The sequence below is a fragment of the Hymenobacter sp. B81 genome (genome assembly GCF_044628455.1).
GTDB lineage: Bacteria > Bacteroidota > Bacteroidia > Cytophagales > Hymenobacteraceae > Solirubrum.
In genome coordinates this window covers 86,295-108,255 of the sequence record NZ_JBIYZW010000001.1, presented here as the reverse complement: position 1 = coordinate 108,255, position 21,961 = coordinate 86,295, and the positions used below count along the sequence as shown (strand labels likewise).

The following is a 21,961-nucleotide window of genomic DNA, read 5'->3' as shown; positions in this document are numbered from 1 at the left end:
GCGTAACGGCGGCCCGCATCGCGGATTTCAAAACGACGACCACCACTTTCGGGAACATGGAACCCGATACGGTGCTGGTGCAGGAAGGAGCCGTGGTAACCGACGAGAAAGATGCCGAACAGCTGGCCCTGGAAACGGCTATTCAGCAGGTGCTAGGCATTATTGCGGTGAAAGATTCGGCTCGCACGTCGCGCTACAAGCGCTTTGGCGTGGCCAACGTCACGGCCTTGTCTGAATCGAAGCTGCACCTGGCGGCTACCTTGCTGGTGAAGCAGGGCCGCAAGTACCTGAGCGAATACGCCGCGGAGGGCCTCACCGAAGACTTGCTGCAAACGGTAGAAACGTGCAACGCGGCCTTTGTCGATGGCCTGGCCGAGCGCAAGGAAGCGGAGAATGCGCGGCGCGTGGCTACCCAGACGCGCATTGTGTTTGCCAATGGGCTCTACCGGCAGCTGGTGCAGCTCTGCGCCGCGGGCGAGTCGGTATATAAGCTGACTGATGCGGCCCGGGCCCGCGACTACGTGATTGACCCCGTGCCTGTGACGGGCGGACCCCGCCCCGTAGTGGCCGAAGCCAAGGTGTAGGCGCCCGGTCCGCTGCGACCGAGCTACAACGGCGCCGGTGCCCTCCCGCTGGGGGCACCGGTGCCGTTTACCTTAGCAGCTGCCTATCCTGAAGTATGGTAAGTTGCCGCCCTGGGCGCGGTCTGCTTATCATCCATTTCTCTGTTGCCGGCTATGAAATTTGTTGTCTGCCTGCTGGTGCTGTTGAGTGCCGGGCCGGCCTGGGCCCAGACCGCCGCTGTGTCCGATTGCCCACTGCCAGCCCACAACGCCCGCTGGATCACGCAGTTTCAGGCGGCCGGCTCTACGGCCGAGCGGTGGCAGCTGATCAGGGCCAAGCTGCGGGCCGATTCGGTGTACGCGGCTCCCTCGGACGGACTGCTGATACGGGACCGAATGTTGCGCAACGAAACGGCGAATGCGGCAGGGCAGTCCTGCGGCTGCCGCCTGCTGTTCTTTGCCTTTTTCCGCGGTGGCTCCGTGGAGCTGAACCTCAACGGCCAGCCCGCGCAGGCGGCGGTGCTGAATGGCATTGAGGCGGGGCAGATTCGGCGCATTGAGGGCTTGTTTGGGGACTCGGCGGGTGCCCTGTTTGGCGCGCGGGCTGCCTGCGGCGCCGTGTACCTGGAAACGCGCAACCGCGCCCTGAGCCGGCAGCTGCGTGCCCTTATGGTGCCGCCCAAGTAGTGTTCTGGCCTTGCGGCGTTGGTTGCCCTGAGCGGGGCCCGAGGCGTGGCTACCTGATGCGGCAAGCAGCGGCCGTTGGCGCCGGGTTGCGCGAATGGCGGCGGGTGGTGCAGCTTTGCCGCGCTTCGGTTTGTTACTTCTCCCTGCCATGCCTAAAAGAGCGTTTCGCATTGCGTTTGGCCACAGTGCCGACCACGCGCTGGATTACCTGCTGGGTATGCTGGCCGATACCCGGGTAACGACCCTGCAGCGGGTGGAGCAGCTGACCGCGGCGGAGCTGCACTGGCAGTACCAGCCGGGCTGGAACACGGTGGGCGCCTTGCTGGCGCACCTGGCGGCCAACGAGCACTACTTCCGCATCGTGTTCGTGGGGGGGCGCCCGCTGACGGCGGCGGAAAACGAGCGGTGGCTGCCGGCTTTGGATTTGGGCGGGTATCTGCCGCAACTCATCACGCACCAGCCCATCGAACATTACGTGGCTTTGCTGGCCGAGTCGCGCCAGCAGATGCTGGCGGCGCTGCAGGGACTCACGTTCGTGGATTTCACCCGGCGCCTCGCCGCCTACGACCCCGAGACGGGCGCGGACCTGGCCTGGGTGCTGTATCATCTGGTGGAAGACGAGATTTACCACCGGGGCCAGATCAGTTTGCTGCTAAAGCTGTACCAGGCGGCTCAGCCGCCGGCGTAGACTGGCGGCGGCGCGGCGGGTCATCTGGCAGCCGCAGGCTGATTTAGGCGCTGGTTTGCATCCTTTCCGGGGCCGGGGCGGTATCTGCCAGCGTTGCTACCTTCACCCGCCCATGCCCGCTACCACCCTCCCCGATTCGCTGCAACTCAACGGCCGCCGCTACGCCTTCGCCGACCTTCAGCAGTACCCCGCCCACGCCGGCGGCGAAATCAACGGCTACGAGGCCCGCGTCCTTGATTTTTGCCGCCAGTGGCTCAACGGCGCGCAGGAGTTCGTGCTCACCACCTCCGGCTCTACCGGTACCCCCCAGCCCATCAACCTGCTGCGCAGCCAACTCTTGGCCAGCGCCCGCCGCACCGTCGACTACCTGGGCCTGGGCGTGGGCCACCGCGTGCTGGTGTGCCTGAACTGCGAGTTTATCGGCGGGCTGATGATGCTGGTGCGTGCCCTGGAGTTTCAGATGCCCCTGACCATCGTGGAGCCCGTGGCCGACCCCTTCGCCCTCTTGCCGCCCGACGCCGCCTTCGACTTTGCCTCCTTCGTGCCCTTGCAGCTGCGCGCTATTCTCGAAGGGGGCCACGCCCCGCGCCTGGAGCAGATGAAGGCCATTCTCATCGGCGGCGCCCCGCTCGACCAGGGCCTGAGCCGGGCCGTGCAGCAGTTGCAGGTGCCCCTCTACCACACCTACGGCATGACGGAAACCTGCTCGCACGTGGCGCTGCGCCGCCTCAACGGCACCGAGGCCTCGCCCTACTACCGCCTCTTGCCGGGCCTGCACGCCGAGCAGGACGAGCGCGGCTGCCTGGCCCTGCGCGGCGACGTAACCCGGCAGGAGCTGGTGCAAACCAACGACCTGGTGCGCTTCGCGGAAAACGACCACCACTTGTTTGAATGGCTGGGCCGCGCCGACTTCGTCATTAACTCGGGCGGGGTGAAGGTGCCGGCCGAAAAGGTGGAACTGGTGCTGGAAGTGGCCCTGGCCGAACTGGATTTGCCCGGCCGCCGCCTGTTCGTGACCGGCCTGCCCGACGAGCGGCTGGGCCAGCAGGTTACGGCGGTGCTGGAAGGCCCTCCCCTGGCCGAGGCCGACGAAGTCCGCCTGCTGGAATTGCTTGGCCAGCGCCTGAGCCGCTACGAAGTGCCCCGCGCCCTGCGCTACGCGGCCCAGTTTGCCCAAACCGGCTCGGGCAAGCTGGACCGCCGCCGCACCCTGGAGCAGCTGTAGCGGCCGCTCCGGGCCTCGGGAAAAAGCCCGGCCACTCACCCGGCGGGGAATCGGGGGCGAATGCGTTGCTTTGTACTTTCGCATCCTCACCTGCTTTCCCTTTCGTTTGATGAATACTTCCTCCCTGCGCCCGGCCGCGGCGGCGTTACTGCTGGCCGCCGGCCTGAGCGGCTGCGCTGGCTCGGCCACTACCACCACCGCAACCTCGCCCGCCGGCGGCTCGGTTGGCACCAAAGCCGCGGCTCAATCCGAAGCGTCGGCCACGCCTACCCCGTCGGCCCAGCCCATTATGGAACGCGCCGGCGACGCCCAGCCCTTCCAGGTAGTAAGCGAGCAGTTTGCCGACCTGCGCATCCTGCGCTACCAGGTGCCGGGCTTCGAGCAGCTCAGCGCCCAGCAGAAAGAGCTGCTCTACTACCTCTACGAAGCCGGCCTGGCGGGCCGCGACATCAGCTACGACCAGAACTACCGCCACAACCTGCGTGTGCGCCGCACCCTGGAGGCCGTGTGGGAAGCCAACCAGCAGCGCCGCACCGCTACCTCCAACACCCAGCAGGTAGACCAGGCCCAGAAGCTGAACGTGTACGCCAAGCGGTTCTGGTTTTCCAACGGCCTGCACCACCACTACAGTACCCGCAAGTTTGTGCCTGAATGCTCGCGCGAGTACTTCGCCGAGCTGGTGCGCGGCGTGGAGCCCTCCACGCTGCCGTTGCTGCCGGGCGAAACCGTGGACCAGTTCCTGGCCACCATCACCCCCATCATCTTCGACCCAACCCTGGACGCCAAGCGCGTGAACCAGGAAGCCGGGCAGGACCTGGTGAAGACTTCGGCCAATAACTTCTACCAGAACCTCACCCAGAAGGAGGTAGAAGACTACTACGCCAAGAAAATCGACAAAAAGGACCCCACGCCGGTTTCCTACGGCCTGAACTCGCGCCTGGTGAAGGACAAGTCGGGCAAGATTGTGGAGCAGCCCTGGAAAGTGGGCGGCCTCTACGGGCAGAGCATCACCCAGATTGTGTACTGGCTGGGCAAGGCCGTGGACGTGGCCGAAACGCCCGAGCAGAAGCTGGCTTTGCAGAAGCTCGTGCAGTACTACCAAACCGGTGACCTGAAAACCTGGGACGACTACAACATTGCCTGGGTGCGCGACACCAAGTCGCAGACCGATGTGGTGAACGGCTTCATTGAGGTGTACGGCGACCCGCTGGGCTACCGCGCCAGCTACGAGTCGGTGGTGTCGTTCAAGGACCAGGAAGCCACCAAGCGCATCAAGGCCATCGGCGACCAGGCCCAGTGGTTCGAGGACAACTCGCCCATCAAGCCCGAGCACAAGAAAAAGAACGTGGTGGGCATCACGGCCAAGGTCATTACCGTGGTGGGCGAGTCGGGCGACGCGGCTCCGAGTACGCCCATCGGCATCAACCTGCCCAACGCCACCTGGATTCGCAAGGACCACGGCTCGAAGTCGGTGAACCTGGGCAACATCGTGGAAGCCTACGACCAGGCCTCGGCCGGCGGCTCGCTCGACGAGTTTGCGTACTCCGACGAAGAGAAGAAGCGCGCGCGCCAGTACAGCTCGCTGGCCGGCAAGCTGCACACCGACATGCACGAGGTTATCGGCCACGCCTCGGGCCAGATCAACAAGGGTGTGGGCACCACCAAGGAAACGCTCAAGAGCTACGCCTCGGCCATCGAGGAAGGCCGCGCCGACCTGGTGGCCCTGTACTACGTGATGGACCCCAAGCTGGTGCAGATGGGCGTGATGCCGAGCCTGGAAGTGGGCAAGGCTGAGTACGACGGCTACATCCGCAACGGCCTGATGACCCAGCTCACCCGCCTGCCCTTGGGCGAGACGGTGGAAGAGTCGCACATGCGCAACCGCCAGATGGTGGCCAAGTGGGTGTACGAAAAGGGCCAGAAAGAAAAGGTCATCGAGAAGGTGACCCGGGAAGGCAAAACTTACTTCAAGATCAACGACTACCAGAAGCTGCGCGGCCTGTTTGGGCAGCTTTTGCGCGAAACCCAGCGCATCACGAGCGAGGGCGACTACAACGGCGCCAAAAACCTGATCGAGAACTACGGCGTGAAGGTGGACCCGGTGCTGCACAAGGAAGTGCTGGCCCGCTACGAGAAGCTCAACATCGCGCCCTACCAGGGCTTTATTCAGCCGCGCCTAGTGCCGGTGCAGCAGGACGGCAAGATGGTGGACGTGAAGGTGGAGTACCCCGCCGACTTTGCCCAGCAGATGCTGGAGTACGGCCGCAAGTACTCGTTCCTGCCGCACGTAAACTAGTTGGTAGTTGGTAGTTGGTAGTTGGTAGTTGGTAGTTGGTAGAGTGTACTTCTTTCGGTACCGGAAGGCAAGCGACCAACAACCAAAAACGAGCGACCAACAACCAAAAACAAGCAACCAGCACCCGATTTGCACTTTTTACCAAGGAAAGGCCGGCGGCATCTCGGATGCGGCCGGCCTTTTTGCTTTCTTCGTGTTCAGACCCGCTCCCCGCCGTTATGAAACACCTCTTCCTTGCTGCCTCTTTGCTCGCTTTGCTGACTTTTTCGGCCGCCTCGGCCCAGGCCCAGAGCAGCAATACCCGCAATCTGGCCACCCCTTCGCCCGAAGCGGTGCGCTACGAATACTGCGAGGTGCGCATCGTGGGCAAAGACGTGTATGCCGATTTCGGCTACGGCGCCGAGAAGCTCGGCGGGCCGGAGCTGTCGAAGCTGGAAGTGGGCAAGCTGCAGGTGTTTGCCACGCCCATCAGCGCCCTCAACTACATGGGCTCTCTGGGCTGGGAGGTGCTGCAAGTGGTGCAGGGCGGCAACCCGGCCATCGATAAACAGGGCGCCAACTCCAACCGCTACTACGTGCTGCGCCGCCCCCGTACCTCCACCGGTGTAAACGTGACGAAGTAGGCTGGTTGTCAGTTGTCAGTTGTCAGTTGTCAGTTGTCAGTTGTCAGTTGTCAGTTGTCAGTTAAGGTACGCTGACCTATCAAGTCGGCCCGCTACCTGACAATTAATAATTGATAATTATTAATTCATAATTAAGGACGCTTCAGCCCCTGCTGGGAAAACAGGCGCTGGCGGCCGCGTACCACCTTGTACAGGTCGCCGAGGAAAAGCTTGACGCGGCCGTAGAAAATGAGGCCGCTGATGTCGTCTTCGAGCTTGTCGGCGGTGAACAGGGCCTGTCGGTAGCCAGCCCCGGCGCCCACGCCCACCCAGCGAAACACGCGCATGTGCCCGCCTATGGTGGGCTCCACGAGCCAGATACTTTTCTTGGTGGTGCGGTAGCTGCTGCCGTCGGGGAACTGATAGCGCAGGTAGTAGCGGCCCAGACCGGCCTGCACGGGCACGCTCACCTCCCAGCGCGGCGTGCCCAGCACCACGTACTCGCCGTAGAGGGCCGCGTAGCGGAAGCGCACCTCGTCGCGGGTACCAACGGGGGCGTTTCCGGGCAGGGGCTTGTCGGTGGGCACGCCGCTGCTGAGAAAGTACAAGCCCAGGCCCGTGCGCAGGCGGCCGCGCCATTCCACGCCCAGCTTCACGCCGTTGATGCCCACCATGTTGCCCTGCAGCACCGAATAGCGCTGGTCGAACTGGAATACGGGCCGACGGTGGGCTTGGCGCACGCGGCTGGAATCGGCCGGCGTGGCAGCCTGGGCGGCCAAGGCCGCCGTGGTCAGCCCGCCCGCCAGCGCCCAACAGAAATAGTGCTTCATACTGCTACACGAACGGTCCCGCGCCCCGATGGTTGGGCCGGGGCCCGCGGACCTATGCCGGTGCGAAAATATCCACTGACTGCCAACCCGCCGCCGTTTCGGCCGCTATTGCGCCGCGCTTCGCCGGCCCCGGCCCACGCTTCGCCCCGCAGCAGGGCCGCTTCACCCCGATTGGCGCGGGCACACCCCACCCCGGCGCGTAGTTTTGACGGCAAGCCGCTACCTACTCCGCTGCCCGCCCGCGCCATGAACCTCGCCCTCACCCCCGACCTGCTGTTTTCCCTGGCCAATGCCGCTGTGCTGCCCGCCTGGCTGCTGCTGCTGGTAGCCCCGCGCTGGCGCTTTACCCGCCTGCTGGTGCGCAGCGGCGCCTGGCCCCTGCTGCTGGCCGCGGGCTACGCGGCGCTGCTGCTGGTGCACTACCTCGGTCCGCACGGCGCCGAGGGTGGGTTCGGCTCCCTGCAGCAGGTGGCGGCGCTGTTTCGCAACCCCTGGGCCCTCACGGCCGGCTGGCTGCACTACCTCTGCTTCGACTTGCTGGTGGGCATCTGGGAGGTGCGCGACGCCGAGCGGCGCGGCCTGCCCCACCTGCTGCTGATACCGGCCCTGCTGCTCACCTTCCTGGTAGGTCCCATTGGCCTGCTGCTCTACGCCGGCCTGCGTCAGCTGCGCCCGGCGCCCGCTCCTGTTGCCGCTTAGCGCGGGCTTACGCTTCCTGTTCCGACTTCTACCCCTGCTCCCATGAAAACGACCACAACCACGCTTCCCCCCCCCGAAACGCTGCGCACCCCGGCCCCGCGGCTGCCCCACTGGCTGCGCCGGCTGCACCGCGAGCAGTCGGCCCTCACCTGGGCGGGCTGGCTGCACGCGGCCCTGCTGCTGCTGGCCCTGGCCCTGCTGCCCTTCGACGAGCGCACCGTCACCGGCCTCAACGTGTGGATCAAGCCCATCAAGTTCAGCGTGGCCGGGCTGGTGTACGTCTGGTCACTGGCCTACCTGCTCACCGATCTGCCGGCGGCGGCCGGGCGTAGCGCCCGCCGCGTGGGGCGGGTGGTGGCCCTGGCCCTGACCGTCGAAATCAGCTGCGTGTATTTGCAGGCCGCCCGCGGCACCACCTCGCACTTCAACATGAACTCGGTGTTCGACATGATGGTGTTCAACGTGATGGGCCTGTTCATCCTGGCCAACACCCTGGCCATCGTATGGGCGCTGGGCCTGGTGTTCCGGCACCGGCCGCTGGGTTCGGCGGCCTGGGTGTGGGGCATCCGGCTGGGTTTGCTGGTGTTCCTGGTGGGCAGCGCGGTGGGGGGCAGCATGTCGGCCCGCCTGGCCCACACCGTAGGTGCGGCCGACGGCGGCGCGGGCCTGCCCTTTCTGGGCTGGAGCACCCGCCACGGCGATTTGCGCGCCGCCCACTTCTTGGGCCTGCACGCCCTGCAGGCCCTGCCGCTGCTGGGCTGGCTGCTCACCCGCGCTTTCCCCCGCCTGCGCCCGGCTGCCCAAACCGCCCTCGTGCTGCTGGGCACCCTGCTGTACTGCGCGGCCGTGAGCTGGCTCTACTGGCACGCCCTACAGGGGCTGCCGCTCTGGGCCGGCCGCTAAGCCCCGGCTCCTCGTTTCTGCCCGGCCAGCCACTCCTTACCTTGCCGCCGCAACCGGCGCCCGCGTCTCCCGGCCGCGGGCGCCGGTTTGCCAACTCCTCCCCTGCCCGCCATGAACGACCGTCGCCTGCGCCTGCTGGGCATTCCGCTGCTGAGTTTGCTCATCGTGCTGCTCGCCGGCGGGCAGAAGCTGGGGTCGTGGCCCATGTTCCTGGTCAGCTGGGCCGTGTCGCTGCTCTTCACCACGGTGCTCTGGCTGGGCAACATTGCCCTGTGGCAGCTGCTGATCCGGCGCTGGCCCCGCGTCGAGCAAACCACCCGGCGGCTGTGGTGGCTGGCCGTGGCCTGCCTGATTTACACCACCGCGGCCACCATAGCCCTGCGCGCAGTGCTGCACCTGCTGCTGCCCCAGTACTTCTCGCTGCGGCCGGGCGCGCTGCTCAACCAGGTCCTGTTCAACCTCATTCCCACGGTGGGGTTGCAGCTACTCTACGAGAGCCGGCATTTCTTCGGGCAGTGGGTGTACAACGTGCGCCGGGCTGAGCAGCTGCAAAGCGCCAGCCAGCGTGCCCAGCTCGAAGCCCTGCAGCAGCAGCTCGACCCACACTTCCTGTTCAACTCCCTCAATACCCTGGCGGCCTTTATCGAGCCCGGCAACGAGCCCGCGCAGCAGTTTATCGAGCAGCTCGCCGACCTCTACCGCTACGTGCTGCTCAGCCACCAGCGCCGCACCGTGCCCCTGCGCGAGGAGCTGGCCTTCGTCGACACCTACGTGGCCCTGCAGAAAGCCCGTCTGCGCGACAACCTGCGGGTAGACGTGCAGGTACCGCCCGAGCTGCTCGACCGCCCGGTGGCCCCCTTGAGCGTGCAGCTGCTGGTCGAAAACGCCCTCAAGCACAACGAAGCCTCCCGCCAGCACCCCCTGCACGTGCGCATCGCCGCCCAGCCCAGCCACCACGGCACCGACTGGCTCAGCGTCGAGAACCCGCGGCGGGCGCGCACCGCCGCCCTGGCCCCCGGCACCGGCACCGGCCTGCGCAACATCCAGGAGCGCTACGCCCTGCTGGCCCCCGCCCACCCCGTGCAGGTCGACGCCACCGACGCCACCTTCACCGTGCGCCTGCCCCTGCTCCCCGCCGAGGCCGCCCTACCCCTCTCGCAACACGAGCCGGGGGGTGAGGCCCCACCAAACGCATTGCGCCCCCACCACTAGGATTTCCACTAGTGCGAGTAGGATTTCCGCCAGCGCAACAACCCATTGCGCCGCCGCAAATAGGATTTCCGCGGGCGCAACTAGGATTTCCATAAGTGTAAATATAATTTCCTCCAGCGTAAATAGGATTTCCGCAAGCGCAATTCCCAATTGCGCTTCTTCACCCCCAATTCCAGTCCGCAGAACCAGCATGTAGCGCCATTTCCAGTAAGTCCCTTTCTTGCCCCATCCACCTATTCCCCACATCAGCGAAGCGCACAACAGGAGCACGCATCGCCCCACATTCCCCACATTGCGCGCAGCGCCTCACACTAGCGCGCAGCGCACCACATTACCCCCCCAAGTGAACATCCTGCTGCTCGAAGACGAATACCCGGCCGCTGAGCGCCTGCAGCGCCTGCTCGCCCAGGCTGCCCCCCAGGCCCACGTCGTGGCCCAGCTCGACACCGTGGCCGGCGCCGTGCAGTGGCTCACGGCCCAGCCCGCCCCCGACCTTATCCTGGCCGACATTCACCTGGCCGACGGCCTGAGCCTGGACGTGTTCGACCAGCTTGTGGTCGGCAGCCCCGTCATCTTCACCACCGCCTACGACGCCTACGCCCTGCGCGCTTTCAAGGCCAACAGCATCGACTACCTGCTCAAGCCCATAAAGCTGGCCGAGCTGCAGGCCGCCCTGCACAAGCTCAGCCAGTGGCGCGGCGCGGCGGCCCCCGCTCCCATGGCCCAACGCCTCGAGCACCTGGTCGACAGCCTGCCCCCGCGACCGGGCCGCACCCCTAAAACGCGGTTTCTGGTGCGCCACGGCGAGCAGCTGCTGCCCGTGCGCGCCCAGGAAGCCGCCTGGTTCCAGAGCCGCCACGAAACCGTTACCCTCGTCACCCACGCCGGCCAGCGCTACCTCATCGACTACACCCTCGAGCAGCTCGAGCAGCTGCTCGATTCGCAGCAGTTCTTCCGCCTCAACCGGCAGTTTCTGGCCCAGCTGCCGGCCGTGCAGCGCCTGCACCCCTGGTTCAACGGCAAGCTCAAGCTCGACCTCGCGCCCGCGCCCGCCGAGGAAGTGCTGGTGAGCCGCGAGAAGGCCGCCGCCCTCAAAAGCTGGCTCGAAGGCTAAGCCCACCCGCCGCCCTAAAACCGGCCCCGGCTTCCGCAGCTCAGATTTTGGCGCCACCTTTAAGGTTCGTTTTACAAGCGCCGCAAGGAATGAACGCCACTGAACAGCAGGAACGAGAGTATCTGGAGCACATCAAGGAGCAGCTGACGCTGGCCATCCGGCGGGTCGACGACGCGGTCAGGCAGTATTCCACCGAGCTGCGCCAGAAAAAGCAGTACATCCACGAGCACCAGTCGGGCATGGACGAGGCCGACATGGTGGCCGCCGACCAGTCCATCAACCGCATGGCCTTCACGGGCGAGGCCGCCGTGGGCCGAAAGCGCCGGCTTTTCAAGCTGCTGCAGTCGCCCTACTTCGGCCGCCTCGATTTCGCCCTGCCCAACCAGCCGCCCACCCCGGTCTACATCGGCGTGCACGCCTTCGCCGGCGAGGGACAGCGCCAGAACCTGATCTACGACTGGCGCGCCCCCATTTCCTCCTTGTTCTACGACTTCGAGCTGGGCCCCGCCGCCTACGACACGCCCTCCGGCCCCGTCCGCGGCCGCATCGAGCTGAAGCGCCAGTACAAGATTCGCGACGGGCGCCTGGAGTTTATGCTCGACAGCGGCGTGAACATCCACGACGACGTGCTGCAGCGCGAGCTGGCCAAGTCGGCCGACGACAAGATGAAGAACATCGTGGCCACCATTCAGCGCGACCAGAACGCGGTCATCCGCAACGAAGAGGCCTCGGTGATGGTGATTCAGGGCGTGGCCGGCTCGGGCAAAACCTCCATTGCCCTGCACCGCATTGCCTTCCTGCTCTACCGCTACCGCGACACGCTGGCCGCCAAAGACCTGCTCATCATCTCCCCCAACAAAGTCTTTGCCGACTACATCTCCAACGTGCTGCCCGAGCTGGGCGAAGAGCACCTGCCCGAAATGGGCCTGGAAGAGCTGGCGGCCGATTTGCTCGACACCCGCTACACCTTCCAGACCTTCTTCGAGCAGGTGTCGGCGCTGCTGGAAAAGCCCGACCCGGCCTTCATTGAGCGCATGCGGTTCAAGTCGTCGGTTGAGTTTCTGGGCCAGCTCAACCAGTACCTGCTGCACGTAGAAAACCACTACTTCCAGTTCACCGACCTGCGCGTGGGGCGCACGGTGGTGCCGGCGGCCGTTATTCAGCAGAAATTCCGCACCTACCACCGCGTGCCGCTGCTCAAGCGCTTTCAGCAGGTGGCCCACGACGTGCGGGCCTACGTGCGCGACAAAGTGGACCGCAAGCTCACCGGCGGCGACAAAAACGCCATTGCCGAGGGCCTGCAGCGCATGTTCCGCTTCCAGCACGTGCCCGACCTCTACCGCGACTTTTACCGCTGGCTGGGCCGCCCCGAGCTGCTCACGCTGAACCACCGCCCGCACCTGGAATGGGCCGATGTGTTTCCGCTCATCTACCTGCGCCTGCGCCTGGAGGGCATCACCGCTTACGAACACGTGAAGCACCTGCTCATCGACGAAATGCAGGACTACACCCCGGTGCAGTATGCCGTACTGGCGCGCCTGTTTCACTGCCGCAAAACCATCCTGGGCGACGTGAGCCAGACAGTGAACCCCTACAGCGCGTCCTCGGCTGAAACCATTGAGCGCGTCTTCCCGCAGGCCGACGTGGTGAAGCTCTACCGCAGCTACCGCTCTACCGTCGAGATTACCGCCTTCGCCCAGCGCATCACACCCAACCCCCACATCATGCCGCTGGAGCGCCACGGGCCGGCGCCCGTCATCCGCCAGCTCGGCAGCCAGCCGGAGGAGCTGGCCGCCCTGCAGCAGCTGGTGGCCGACTTCCGCCGCGCGGGCCACCAGTCCCTGGGCATCATCTGCAAAACCCAGCGGCAGGCCGAGCAGGTATTTCAGGCCCTGCCCGACTCGCAGGCGCACCTGCTTACGGCCGATTCCACCACCTTCCAGGAAGGCGTCATCGTGACCACGGCCCACCTGGCCAAGGGGCTGGAGTTCGATGCCGTGGTGGTGCCGTTTGCCTCGGCCCGCAACTACCGCACCGAGGTCGACCGGAGCATGCTCTACGTGGCCTGCACCCGGGCCATGCACCAGCTCACGCTCACTTACTCCGGGGAACTCGCTGCCTTCCTGGCCGGCTGAAGGGCGCGGGCCGATTGGGCGGGCCATTAGTCCGCTGAACCTTCTTTTTCTTCCCCTTCGCGGCCCCGGCGACCGACTGTTTTCCCCTTTGGGTTCAGCCGGCCGCCGGGGCTGGCGGGCTTTGCAGCCACGGCGCGGGTGGCTTTGCAACGCGTTGGCCAGGCGGCCATAAATATTTCGGGAGCCAGCTGTAACCATTGCGAAAAAGCGCGGTTTCCTGCCCCGCCAGCGGCCAGCCCCGGCCGCCAGGTGCCGCAACTTTTGCCCTTCGCTTCCCTCTTCGTCTCTCCGTTTACCCCTTGCCCGCTGCCTTATGCGACACTTCTTCCTTCTTCTATTCCCCTTGCTGCTGTTGGGGCCCCGCGTAGGTTGGAGCCAGGAAGCGGGGCGGCTCACGGGCAGCATCCTGGACGAAAAAGGCGCGGCCATCGGCTTTGCCACCGTGGCCGTGCTGCCGGCCGGCGCTGCTACCAGCGTAACGGGCACCGTGGCCGACGAAAACGGCCGGTTCGAGCTGCAGGCGCCCGCGACCGGCACCTACCGGCTGCGCGTCAGCTCGGTGGGCTACCTGCCGCAGGAAACGCCGGCGTTTACCCTCAGCGCCGCGGCCCCCGGCCGGGACTTCGGCCCCGTGGTGCTGCGCGCCGACGCCAAGCAGCTGAGCGAAGTCAACATTGTGGGCTTGCGGCCGACCATCGTGCAGGAGGCCGACCGCATGGTGGTGACGGTGGAAGGCACTGCCATGGCGGCCGGCAACACGGCCTTCGACGTGCTGGCCAAATCCCCGGGCGTGTTCATCGACCAGGACGGCAACATTCAGCTCAACGGCAAGAGCGGGGTAACTGTGATGCTCGACGGCCGGCTGACTTACCTCTCGGCGCGGGAGCTGCGCAGCATGCTCGAAGGCATGCCCGCGGCCAACCTGAAAAACATCGAAATAATAACCAACCCGCCGGCCAAGTACGACGCGGAGGGCACCTCGGGCATTCTCAACCTGAACCTGAAAACCAACACCCAGCGCGGCCTCAACGGGAGCGTGTACGCCGGGGCCAACTACAACTTCCAGCAACTGGGCCACACCTACGGCGCCAGCCTGAACATCAAGCAGGAAAAGTGGAACGGCTTCCTGACCCTGGACGCCTCGCGCCGGGTGGGCGGGCGCGACGCCACGTTTACGCGGGTGTTCTACGCCGAGCGCGCCACTACGTATTTCGCGCAGCAGGCCACCGGCAACTTCACCTCCACCAGTCCGCCGGTGCTGCGCCTGGGCGCCGACTACAGCCTGAGCAAGCAGCACAGCGTGGGCTTTATGGCCGGCTACACCTTCCGTCGGGGCCAGTCGGACTTCCTCACCGACACCTACCTCGGCCCCACGGCGCAGCAGCCCACGCGCTACATCGACGCCGACAATATCAGCCGCAGCACCTACCAAAACTACACCGGCAACCTGCACTACCAGGGCAAGCTGGATACGGCCGGCACCACCCTCACCGCCGACCTGGACGCAGTGCGCATCGACAACCGCGGGCAGGCCGACTTTTTCAACCGCTTTACCCCGCTGGTCGGCCCCAAAGCCGGCGTGGACAGCCTGAACCAGGAGTACACCAACACCCTCTCGGACCTGCGCATCTACGCCGGCAAGATCGATTTTACCCGGCCGCTGGCGGCGGGCCACAAGCTGGAAGCCGGCGTAAAGGCCAGCCAGGTGACGGCCGACAACGACTCGCGGTTTTACTTCAACAACGGGGCCCTGGTGCTCGACCCGCGGCGCACCAACTACTTCACGTACCGCGAAAACATACAGGCCGCGTACCTGAGCTGGAGCGGCCAGGCAGGCGCACGGCTCAAGCTGCAGGCCGGCCTGCGACTGGAAAACACCCGCTCCGTGGGCCACGAACTCACCACCGACAGCCTTACGCGGCGCCGGTACCTGAATTTGTTTCCCAGCCTGTTTGCCCAGCAGCAGGTGTCGAAAGACTACGACTTGAGTTTCAGCTACAGCCGCCGCCTCACCCGACCGAACTACGGCAGCCTGAACCCCTTCCGCTTTTACCGCGACCCGTACACCTACGAGCAGGGCAACCCCCTGCTGCGGCCACAGTACACCCAGGCGTTTCGCCTGACCCACACGCTGCGCAAGGTCTACAGCCTGGCCTTCAACTACGATTACCAGACCGCCGTGATTTCGGAAGTGCCCATTCTGGACGTGGAAAGGGCTACCACCAAGTACACCACCGACAACCTGGACCGGGGCCACATCATCGGCCTGACCGCCGTGGCGCCCTACAAGCTGGCCAAGTGGTGGGACAGCCAGAACACCGTGGTGGTATCGTACCGCAAGTTCAGCACCACCGCCACCAACGGCTTTCTCACCAACGAGCAGCTCTACTACATGCTGCAGTCGAACCACACGCTGCTGCTGCCCGCGAAAGTGCGCCTGGAAATTGAGGCGCGCTACCTGGGTCCCACGGCTTCGGGCCTGTACCAGATCGAGCCCATGCACTGGGTAGGGCTGGCGCTGAAGCGCAGCTTTGTACGGGAGAAACTGGATGTGAGCGTGAGCGTGAGCGACCTGTTCAAGGGTTACCGCTACCGGTTCAGCACCAACATCAACGGCAACGTCAACGAGTTCGACCAGTACTTCCGCTTCCGCAGCCTGGGCCTGACGCTGCGCTACAACTTCAGCAAGGGCGCCAAAATCGACGCCAAGCGCCGCAACTCCTCCCTGGAAGAAGTGAATCGCGCCGGCTAAGCCCCCCGCCAGTCCGGTGAAGCGCAAATACCAGCAAAAGCCCCTCCTGCCGAGGGGCTTTTTTGTTGACTTACAGCGCGTAGGAACCTGCGCTACGCGGTTACCCTTCTTCACTGGCGGGGTACGGGCTGAGGAGCATTGGCGCGCCCTGAACCTTTCAGCAAAAAAATTTCGGAGCGCTTGTAACGATGCCCGCATTTGCCGGTACTCCCCTCAACCAACCCGCAACCCCCACCCCGGTGGCCGACCACTACCCGAGCGACGATGCCCTGATGGCCCAGGTGCAGGCCAACGACCTGGACCAGCTGGCCGTGCTGTTCGACCGCTACCACCTGCCCATTTTCAACTACCTGCTGCGCCGCAGCAACAACGACCGAGAAACGGCCGAAGACCTCACCCAAACCGTGTTCGAACGCCTGCTGAAATACCGCCACAGCTACCAGCCGGGCCAGCAGTTCCGGGCCTGGATTTATCAACTGGCCCGCAACGCCCACGCCGACCACTGGCAGCGCCAGCAGCAGATGCGCACCGTGGATGTGCAGGCGGTGGAGCAGCACGGCGGGCTGGGCACCTCGGCCTTCGCCGCCATGACCAGCACCGAGCGCGAACAAAACCTGCACGAAGCCCTGGCGCTGCTGCCCACGGCCCAGCGCGACATTCTGGTGCTGCACCGCTTTCAGGGGTTCAGCTACGAGGAAATCGGGCAGCAGCTGGCCTGCACCGCCGGCGCCGCCAAAGTGAAAGCGCACCGGGCCCTGCAAGCCCTGCGAGCCATCTATTTCGCTTCCTAGCCATGCCCAACCGCCCTTCGCCATACGACTGTTTCACCGTAGCCGACCTGCTGGTGGACTACGCCGACCAGGTGCTGCCGCCCGACCAAGCCGAGCGCGTGGCCGCCCACCTCAGCCAGTGCGCCGCCTGCCAGGAGCAGGTAGCCCAGCTGCGGGAGCTGTCAGCTCAGCTGGAATCGATAGAACCCGTTAAACCTACGACCGCGCTGCGCACCAACTTTTTGCAGCTGCTGGAGCAGGAAAAGGCTGCTCTGGCCGGGACGCCAGCAACCGCAGCGGCCCCTTCAGAAGCCCGTGTTCGGCCGCTGTGGCCCCGCGAAGCTAGCCGCTGGACGCTGCGCGTGGCGGCCGGCGTGGCCCTGCTGCTGATGGGCATGGCCCTGGGGCAGTGGTGGCAGCCCAAAGCCCCCGCCGTAGCTATTACCGCGCCGGCCGGCCCCACCAAACACGCCATGCAGCTGGCCAACGCGCTTTCGGGTGACGCGGGCCAGCGCCTGTCGGCTAGCGACCGGATTCAGCTGGTGAGCAACGCCGGCGCGCGGGCCGATACCACCGGCGACCCAACGGTGCAGGTGCTCATCAACACCCTGAACTTCGACCCCAACACCAACGTGCGCCTGGCCGCGGCCAGTGCCCTCTACCGTCTCCGGGCCGACCCGCGCGTGGGCGAGGCCTTCACCCAGTCGCTGACCATCCAAACCGACCCCAACGTGCAGATTCTGCTCATTGAGCTGCTGGTGAACATGCGCGAGCGGCGGGCCGCCACTCAGCTCGAGCAGCTGGCCCGCAAGCCCGATGCCCTGCCCATCGTGCGCCAACAGGCCGAGTACGGCCTCGGCACCCTGATTTAAGCCATTCCTCTTTTCCCTCCCCTCTCCCACTGCCGGCGCCGCGAACGTGGCCGCGCCGGCCGGGCTCCACGTGCATCCTCTTTCCGACATGAAAAAGTCTCTGCTTCTCACTTTCGCCGGCTTGGTGCTGGCAACGCCGACCCTCTGGGCCCAGGAATTCAAGCTTAAGCTCGGCGGCAAAGACCGCAAAATCGAGCTCGACATGCAGGGCAGCGACGTGACGCTGGAAGGCTACAACGGCGACGAGCTCATCATTCGCGGCAACGGCTACGAGCCCCTGCCCAAGCGCGCCGAGGGCCTGCGGGCCGTCTACAACTCGGCCGACGACAACACCCGGCTGGGCCTTTCCGTCACCCAGAAAGACCAGGTGGTGCGCATTGTGCAGGCCTCGCGCAAAGACGCTGACTATGTTATCCGGGTGCCGCGCTCGGCGTCGGTGGTGTTCAACCAAAGCAACTTCAACGGCGGCAGCGTGGAAGTGCGCGACCTGGACGGCAACGTGGAGCTGAACCTGAAGAACGGCGACGCCAAGCTGCTGAACATGGGCGGCGGCGTGGTGGCCAACACCGTGAGCGGCAGCATTACCGTGCGCTACGCCGACCTGAGCAAGGCCCCCAGCGCCATTTCCTCGGTGAGCGGCGACGTGGACGTGACCATGCGTCCGGCCAGCAGGGCCACACTGCAGCTGCGCTCCATCACGGGTGAGGTGTACACCGATTTCGACCTGAACGTGGGCAAAACCGAGGGCAACATGCGGCGGGTGGGCGGCCAGCTGGTGCAGGGCACCGTGAACGGCGGCGGCACCCAGGTCGCGCTGCAATCGGTGAGCGGCGACGTGTTCGTGCGCAAAGCCAAATAACGCCTCTTCAACTGCTTTCGCCTTCCCTCAACCCAGCTGTTGCCATGAAACTCTTCCGACTCCTGCTGCTGAGCCTCTGCGGCACCTTGCTGCTGCCGGCAGCCCACGCCCAAAAAATCATTGAAAAAAGCGCCCCGGTGGGAGCCCGGCAACAAGTGGTGCTGGATCTGCAGCAGGCCACCAGCATCAAAATCCGCGGCGGCAGCGGCCAGCAGCTGCGCGTGCGGGCCTCGGTCACCATCAACCAGAACAAGCTCAACGACGCCCTTCAGCTCACTCTGACCAGCACCGGCGACGTAATCACCGTGCAGTCGGCCTTCGACGAGGCGCTGCTGCGCACCGGCCAGCCCGGCGACTGCCCCGAGGGCAAGGGCCAGTCGGCGTGGAGCTCGGGCGGGGGGCAGAACGGGCGCGAAAGTTACCGGGTGTGCAGCACCGTGGACGTGGAGATTGAAGTGCCCGCGGGCGTGGCGCTGCGCGTGAACACCATCAGCGGCAACATTGAGGCCACGGGCCTGAGCGGGCAGCTCGAAGCCAAATCCATCAGCGGGTTCGTGGACGTTACCTGGCCCCCGGCGCAGGGCGCGCAAGTAGCTTTCAAGACGATTACCGGCGAGGTGTATACCGACCAGAACATTGCCTTCACCAACCGCAAATCGGGCGTGCCAATGGTGGGCTACGAGGTGCGCGGCTCCCTGGGCAAGCCGGGCGGGCCGCTGGTGCGCCTGGAGTCCATCAGCAACGACGTATACTTCCGCAAGCGGAAGTAATTCGCAGCGCCGGGGCCGTGGGCAGCCGGTGCTGCCCGGCCCGCGCCCGCCCCACCGCCGACCCCACTACGCTTCCTCCTGTGCCAGCCGCTCCAGGTAGGCGGGCACTTCGGCCAGGGCCGCTACCTGGTGAAAGTCGACGCCCGCAAGCTGCTCGGCGGGCACTTCCTCCAGGGCCCAGGTGGTATAGTAGGGCACGTGCACGGCCCGGGCGCCCAGGCGGGCCACCGGCAGCACGTCGGACTTGAGCGAGTTGCCGATCATCACGAACTCGGCCGGCTGCAGGCCGTGGCGCTGCAGAATGCGCTGGTAGGTGGCCTCGTTTTTCTCGCTCACGATTTCGACGTGGCTGAAGTAGTGTCCCAGGCCCGAGCGGGCCAGCTTGCTTTCCTGGTCGAACAGGTCGCCCTTGGTGAGCAGCATCAGCGCGCGGCCCTGCTCGCGCAGCACCGTCAGCACCTCCGTCACGTCGGGCAGGGGCTCGATGGGAAAGTCGAGCAGGCGCTTGCCGCGGTCGAGCACGTGCTGGATTTCCTCGCCCGTCACGGCCCCTTTGGTGAGGCTGATGACGGTTTCAATCATCGAGAGCATAAACGACTTGGCCCCGTAGCCGAACAGCGGCAGGTTCTGGCGCTGCACCTCGAAAAAGCGCCGGGTCAGCGTTTCGGCGTCGGCGTAGTGGGCGAGCAGGGCGTAGAGCCGGGTTTCAGCCTCGTCGTAGTGCGGCTGGTTGGGCCACAGGGTGTCGTCGGCGTCGAAGGCAATGAGCTGGGGAGCGGGCATGGCAGGAGTAAACGAGCGGGCAAAGTTACCGAACTTGCCGGCCCATGAAGCAGCTCATTGACCTGGCCGGCTGGAACCGCCGGGAGCATTTCGCCTTCTTCTCGGCCTTCGAGGAGCCCTTTTTCGGCGTGGTGGCCGACGTGGACGCCACCCGCGCCTACGCCCGCGCCAAAGAGCTGGGCGTCTCGTTTTTTCAGTTCTACCTGCACGCCGTGCTGCGGGCCGTCAACGAAGTGGAGGCGCTACGCTACCGCATCGAGGGCGGGCAGGTGTACTGCTACGAAGTCATCCACGCCTCGGCCACGCTCACCCGCCCCGACAATACCTTCGGCTTCAGCTTTGTGCCCTACGCCGCCGCGCTGGCCGATTTCGGCCGGGGGCTGGCCGCCGAAGCCGAGGCCGTGCGCCGGAGCAGCGGCCTGCGCCTGAACGAGGTAACGGCCCGGCCCGACGTGATTCACTTCTCGGCCCTACCCTGGGTGTCGTTCACCGGCCTCAGCCATGCCCGTTCGTTCAGCCACCCCGACTCGGTGCCCAAAATTTCGGTGGGCCGGGCGCGCCGGCTGGGTCCGCAGCTGCTCCTGCCCGTGGCCGTAAACGTGCACCACGGCCTGGCCGACGGCTACCACGTGGGCCTGTTCCTCGACGCGCTGCAGCGCCACCTCGACGCCGAAGCGTAGCCGCCGCCTACGGAACGGTCTGCGCCCGCACGTAGGCCTGCACCAGGGGCAGCAGCCGCGGCAACTGGGCTTCGATGTGGGCCTGCTCGGCCGCCGTCCAGGCCCGCGGCTGGCCGAACACGCAGGGCTGCACAATCCCCCAGAGCTGGCCCCGCGCATCGAGCACGTGCGCGTGCACTAGTGCCCGGTGCCCGAAGGTGCGGCGCTCGAACTCGCGGCTGAGCACCGCGGGGCTGGCCGCTTCCACGTCGGGTACATATACCGAGGGCTGGCCGGCCAGCGCGGCGCGAAACAGCGGGTCCTGCCGGGGCAGCTCGCCGGTATCGTCCTGCCAGTCGTGGCGCGGGTCGGGCACGCGGGCGTGGCGACGCCACGCCAGGGCAATGCGGCCGCGGCCGCGCGCCGGGTCGCGCACGTACAGAAACACCCGGTCGACGCGCAGCTGCTCTCCCAGCGCGGCCAGGGCCTCGTTCAGCAGGGCTTCCGGGTCATTGCTCATTTATCAGGTCGTCTTCAGGTAAGCCTGCTTACGGAAAGCAGCCACTATTGTAGGTCCGGCATCAGCTTAGGGGCCCAGCAGAACCTCTAAACGACTTTCAGAACAACTCTGATAAGCCCTGACGGGCGGGTCCGTCGGGCTAGCGCTCCAGCCAGGCGCGGAAGGCGGGCACCCGCTCGCGGCTCACCAGCACGTCGCCCTCGGGGCCCACCGGCTGCAGCACGGTTTTCAGGCGCGAGTTGGTGTAGTGAATGATGTCCTGAATGGCGTCGTGGTGCACCAGGTAGGCGCGGTTGAGGCGGAAGAACTGCCGCGGGTCGAGCAGCTTTTCCAGCTGCTCCAGGGTTTGGTCGAGCACGAAGCGGCGGTTTTCGCGAGTCTGCACGAAGGTGGCTTTTTCCAGGCTGAAGAAGTAGCTGATCTGCTCCACGGGAATCACCTTCAGATGCTCGCCCACCTTCACCACAAACTGCTTTTTGTACTGGTTCTGCGGCTGCAGCTGCTGCAGCACCTGGCTCAGCAGCGCGGCGTCGAAAGCGGGGGCCGGTGCGGGCGCCGGGGCCGCGGCGCGCAAAGCCCGCAGCTTGTGCAGGGCCGCCTGCAGCTCGTCTTCGTCGATGGGCTTGAGCAGGTAGTCGATGCTGTTGACTTTGAAGGCGCGCAGGGCGTACTGGTCGTAGGCGGTGGTAAACACCACCGGGCAGCGCACGTCCACGCGCTCGAACAGCTCGAAGCTCAGCCCGTCGGCCAGGTGAATGTCGAGGAACAGCACGTCGGGCGGCGCGGCGGTTTCGAGCAGGGCCGCGGCGGCTTCTACCGAGTCGGCGGTGGCCAGCACCTGCACCGGCGGCTGCTGGCGGCGCAGCATGTCGCCCAGGCGCCGCGCGGCCAGCGGCTCGTCTTCCACGATGAAAGCGGTCATTCTGTTAATAGGCTAATGTGCGGCGCTTCGCGCCAATAGGAGAATGGGGGTGAATGTGGGGCGCTTCGCGCTAATGTGGGGAATGTGCGGCGCTTCACGC

21 protein-coding genes are annotated in these 21,961 nt (G+C 65.7%); 17 read left to right on the top strand and 4 right to left on the bottom strand.

The genetic code is table 11. The features are described from left to right. Positions 1-56: 56 nt before the first annotated feature. The 6 genes from ACE191_RS00425 to ACE191_RS00400 all read left to right on the top strand — a co-directional run bounded on the left by ACE191_RS00425 (position 57) and on the right by ACE191_RS00400 (position 6,082). A complete protein-coding gene (locus ACE191_RS00425; protein ID WP_400190200.1) occupies positions 57-584 on the top strand; it encodes a hypothetical protein in 528 nt (175 codons plus the stop codon). A gap of 153 nt (positions 585-737) precedes the next feature. Then, positions 738-1,250, top strand: a complete 513-nt coding sequence (locus tag ACE191_RS00420; RefSeq protein ID WP_400190199.1) for a hypothetical protein — start codon at positions 738-740, stop codon at positions 1,248-1,250. A 148-nt stretch (positions 1,251-1,398) separates the two neighbouring features. Continuing rightward, positions 1,399-1,938: a DinB family protein gene (locus tag ACE191_RS00415; protein WP_400190198.1), complete on the top strand. Its 540-nt coding sequence runs from the start codon at positions 1,399-1,401 to the stop codon at positions 1,936-1,938. Between the two features lie 112 nt (positions 1,939-2,050). Beyond that, positions 2,051-3,163 carry an AMP-binding protein gene (locus ACE191_RS00410; protein ID WP_400190197.1) on the top strand — a complete coding sequence of 371 codons (1,113 nt, stop codon included), beginning with the start codon at positions 2,051-2,053 and terminating at the stop codon, positions 3,161-3,163. 109 nt (positions 3,164-3,272) lie between these two features. Then, on the top strand, positions 3,273-5,459 hold the full coding sequence (locus ACE191_RS00405) for a dihydrofolate reductase (RefSeq protein WP_400190196.1): 2,187 nt from the start codon (positions 3,273-3,275) through the stop codon (positions 5,457-5,459). 218 nt (positions 5,460-5,677) lie between these two features. After that, positions 5,678-6,082 carry a hypothetical protein gene (locus ACE191_RS00400; protein WP_400190195.1) on the top strand — a complete coding sequence of 135 codons (405 nt, stop codon included), beginning with the start codon at positions 5,678-5,680 and terminating at the stop codon, positions 6,080-6,082. Between the two features lie 131 nt (positions 6,083-6,213). Here the strand turns inward: ACE191_RS00400 and ACE191_RS00395 are convergent, their stop codons facing one another. After that, positions 6,214-6,891 (bottom strand): hypothetical protein, encoded by a 678-nt coding sequence (locus tag ACE191_RS00395; protein WP_400190194.1) that lies wholly within the window; start codon positions 6,889-6,891, stop codon positions 6,214-6,216. 246 nt (positions 6,892-7,137) lie between these two features. Here ACE191_RS00395 and ACE191_RS00390 point away from each other — a divergent pair, with 246 nt between their 5' ends. From ACE191_RS00390 to ACE191_RS00345, 10 genes are all read left to right on the top strand, one after another. Further along, positions 7,138-7,590 carry an ABA4-like family protein gene (locus ACE191_RS00390; RefSeq protein ID WP_400190193.1) on the top strand — a complete coding sequence of 151 codons (453 nt, stop codon included), beginning with the start codon at positions 7,138-7,140 and terminating at the stop codon, positions 7,588-7,590. 42 nt (positions 7,591-7,632) lie between these two features. After that, positions 7,633-8,493 carry a hypothetical protein gene (locus ACE191_RS00385; RefSeq protein WP_400190192.1) on the top strand — a complete coding sequence of 287 codons (861 nt, stop codon included), beginning with the start codon at positions 7,633-7,635 and terminating at the stop codon, positions 8,491-8,493. A 111-nt stretch (positions 8,494-8,604) separates the two neighbouring features. Further along, positions 8,605-9,705, top strand: a complete 1,101-nt coding sequence (locus tag ACE191_RS00380; protein ID WP_400190191.1) for a sensor histidine kinase — start codon at positions 8,605-8,607, stop codon at positions 9,703-9,705. 343 nt (positions 9,706-10,048) lie between these two features. After that, positions 10,049-10,819, top strand: coding sequence for a LytR/AlgR family response regulator transcription factor (locus tag ACE191_RS00375; RefSeq protein ID WP_400190190.1), 771 nt, complete (start codon positions 10,049-10,051; stop codon positions 10,817-10,819). Between the two features lie 89 nt (positions 10,820-10,908). Beyond that, the gene (locus tag ACE191_RS00370) at positions 10,909-12,954 is read left to right on the top strand and encodes a HelD family protein (protein WP_400190189.1); all 2,046 of its coding nucleotides are present in this window, start codon (positions 10,909-10,911) and stop codon (positions 12,952-12,954) included. A gap of 313 nt (positions 12,955-13,267) precedes the next feature. Further along, complete coding sequence (locus tag ACE191_RS00365; RefSeq protein ID WP_400190188.1) at positions 13,268-15,706, top strand: TonB-dependent receptor domain-containing protein; 2,439 nt, start codon at positions 13,268-13,270, stop codon at positions 15,704-15,706. 188 nt (positions 15,707-15,894) lie between these two features. Beyond that, on the top strand, positions 15,895-16,497 hold the full coding sequence (locus ACE191_RS00360; protein ID WP_400190187.1) for an RNA polymerase sigma factor: 603 nt from the start codon (positions 15,895-15,897) through the stop codon (positions 16,495-16,497). Between the two features lie 2 nt (positions 16,498-16,499). Continuing rightward, positions 16,500-17,348, top strand: a complete 849-nt coding sequence (locus tag ACE191_RS00355; protein WP_400190186.1) for a HEAT repeat domain-containing protein — start codon at positions 16,500-16,502, stop codon at positions 17,346-17,348. A gap of 88 nt (positions 17,349-17,436) precedes the next feature. Continuing rightward, positions 17,437-18,207 (top strand): DUF4097 family beta strand repeat-containing protein, encoded by a 771-nt coding sequence (locus ACE191_RS00350; protein WP_400190185.1) that lies wholly within the window; start codon positions 17,437-17,439, stop codon positions 18,205-18,207. A 44-nt stretch (positions 18,208-18,251) separates the two neighbouring features. Next, positions 18,252-18,977, top strand: coding sequence for a hypothetical protein (locus ACE191_RS00345; protein ID WP_400190184.1), 726 nt, complete (start codon positions 18,252-18,254; stop codon positions 18,975-18,977). 66 nt (positions 18,978-19,043) lie between these two features. On the opposite strand, the gene ACE191_RS00340 is transcribed toward ACE191_RS00345, so the two are convergent. After that, positions 19,044-19,760: an HAD family hydrolase gene (locus ACE191_RS00340; protein WP_400190183.1), complete on the bottom strand. Its 717-nt coding sequence runs from the start codon at positions 19,758-19,760 to the stop codon at positions 19,044-19,046. A 44-nt stretch (positions 19,761-19,804) separates the two neighbouring features. Here ACE191_RS00340 and ACE191_RS00335 point away from each other — a divergent pair, with 44 nt between their 5' ends. Continuing rightward, positions 19,805-20,440 carry a CatA-like O-acetyltransferase gene (locus ACE191_RS00335; protein ID WP_400190182.1) on the top strand — a complete coding sequence of 212 codons (636 nt, stop codon included), beginning with the start codon at positions 19,805-19,807 and terminating at the stop codon, positions 20,438-20,440. Positions 20,441-20,447: 7 nt separating this feature from the next. Here ACE191_RS00335 and ACE191_RS00330 read toward each other — a convergent pair whose 3' ends face one another. Both ACE191_RS00330 and ACE191_RS00325 read right to left on the bottom strand, forming a co-directional pair. After that, a complete protein-coding gene (locus ACE191_RS00330) occupies positions 20,448-20,939 on the bottom strand; it encodes a GAF domain-containing protein (RefSeq protein WP_400190181.1) in 492 nt (163 codons plus the stop codon). Positions 20,940-21,078: 139 nt separating this feature from the next. Further along, on the bottom strand, positions 21,079-21,861 hold the full coding sequence (locus ACE191_RS00325; protein WP_400190180.1) for a LytR/AlgR family response regulator transcription factor: 783 nt from the start codon (positions 21,859-21,861) through the stop codon (positions 21,079-21,081). Positions 21,862-21,961 lie beyond the last annotated feature (100 nt).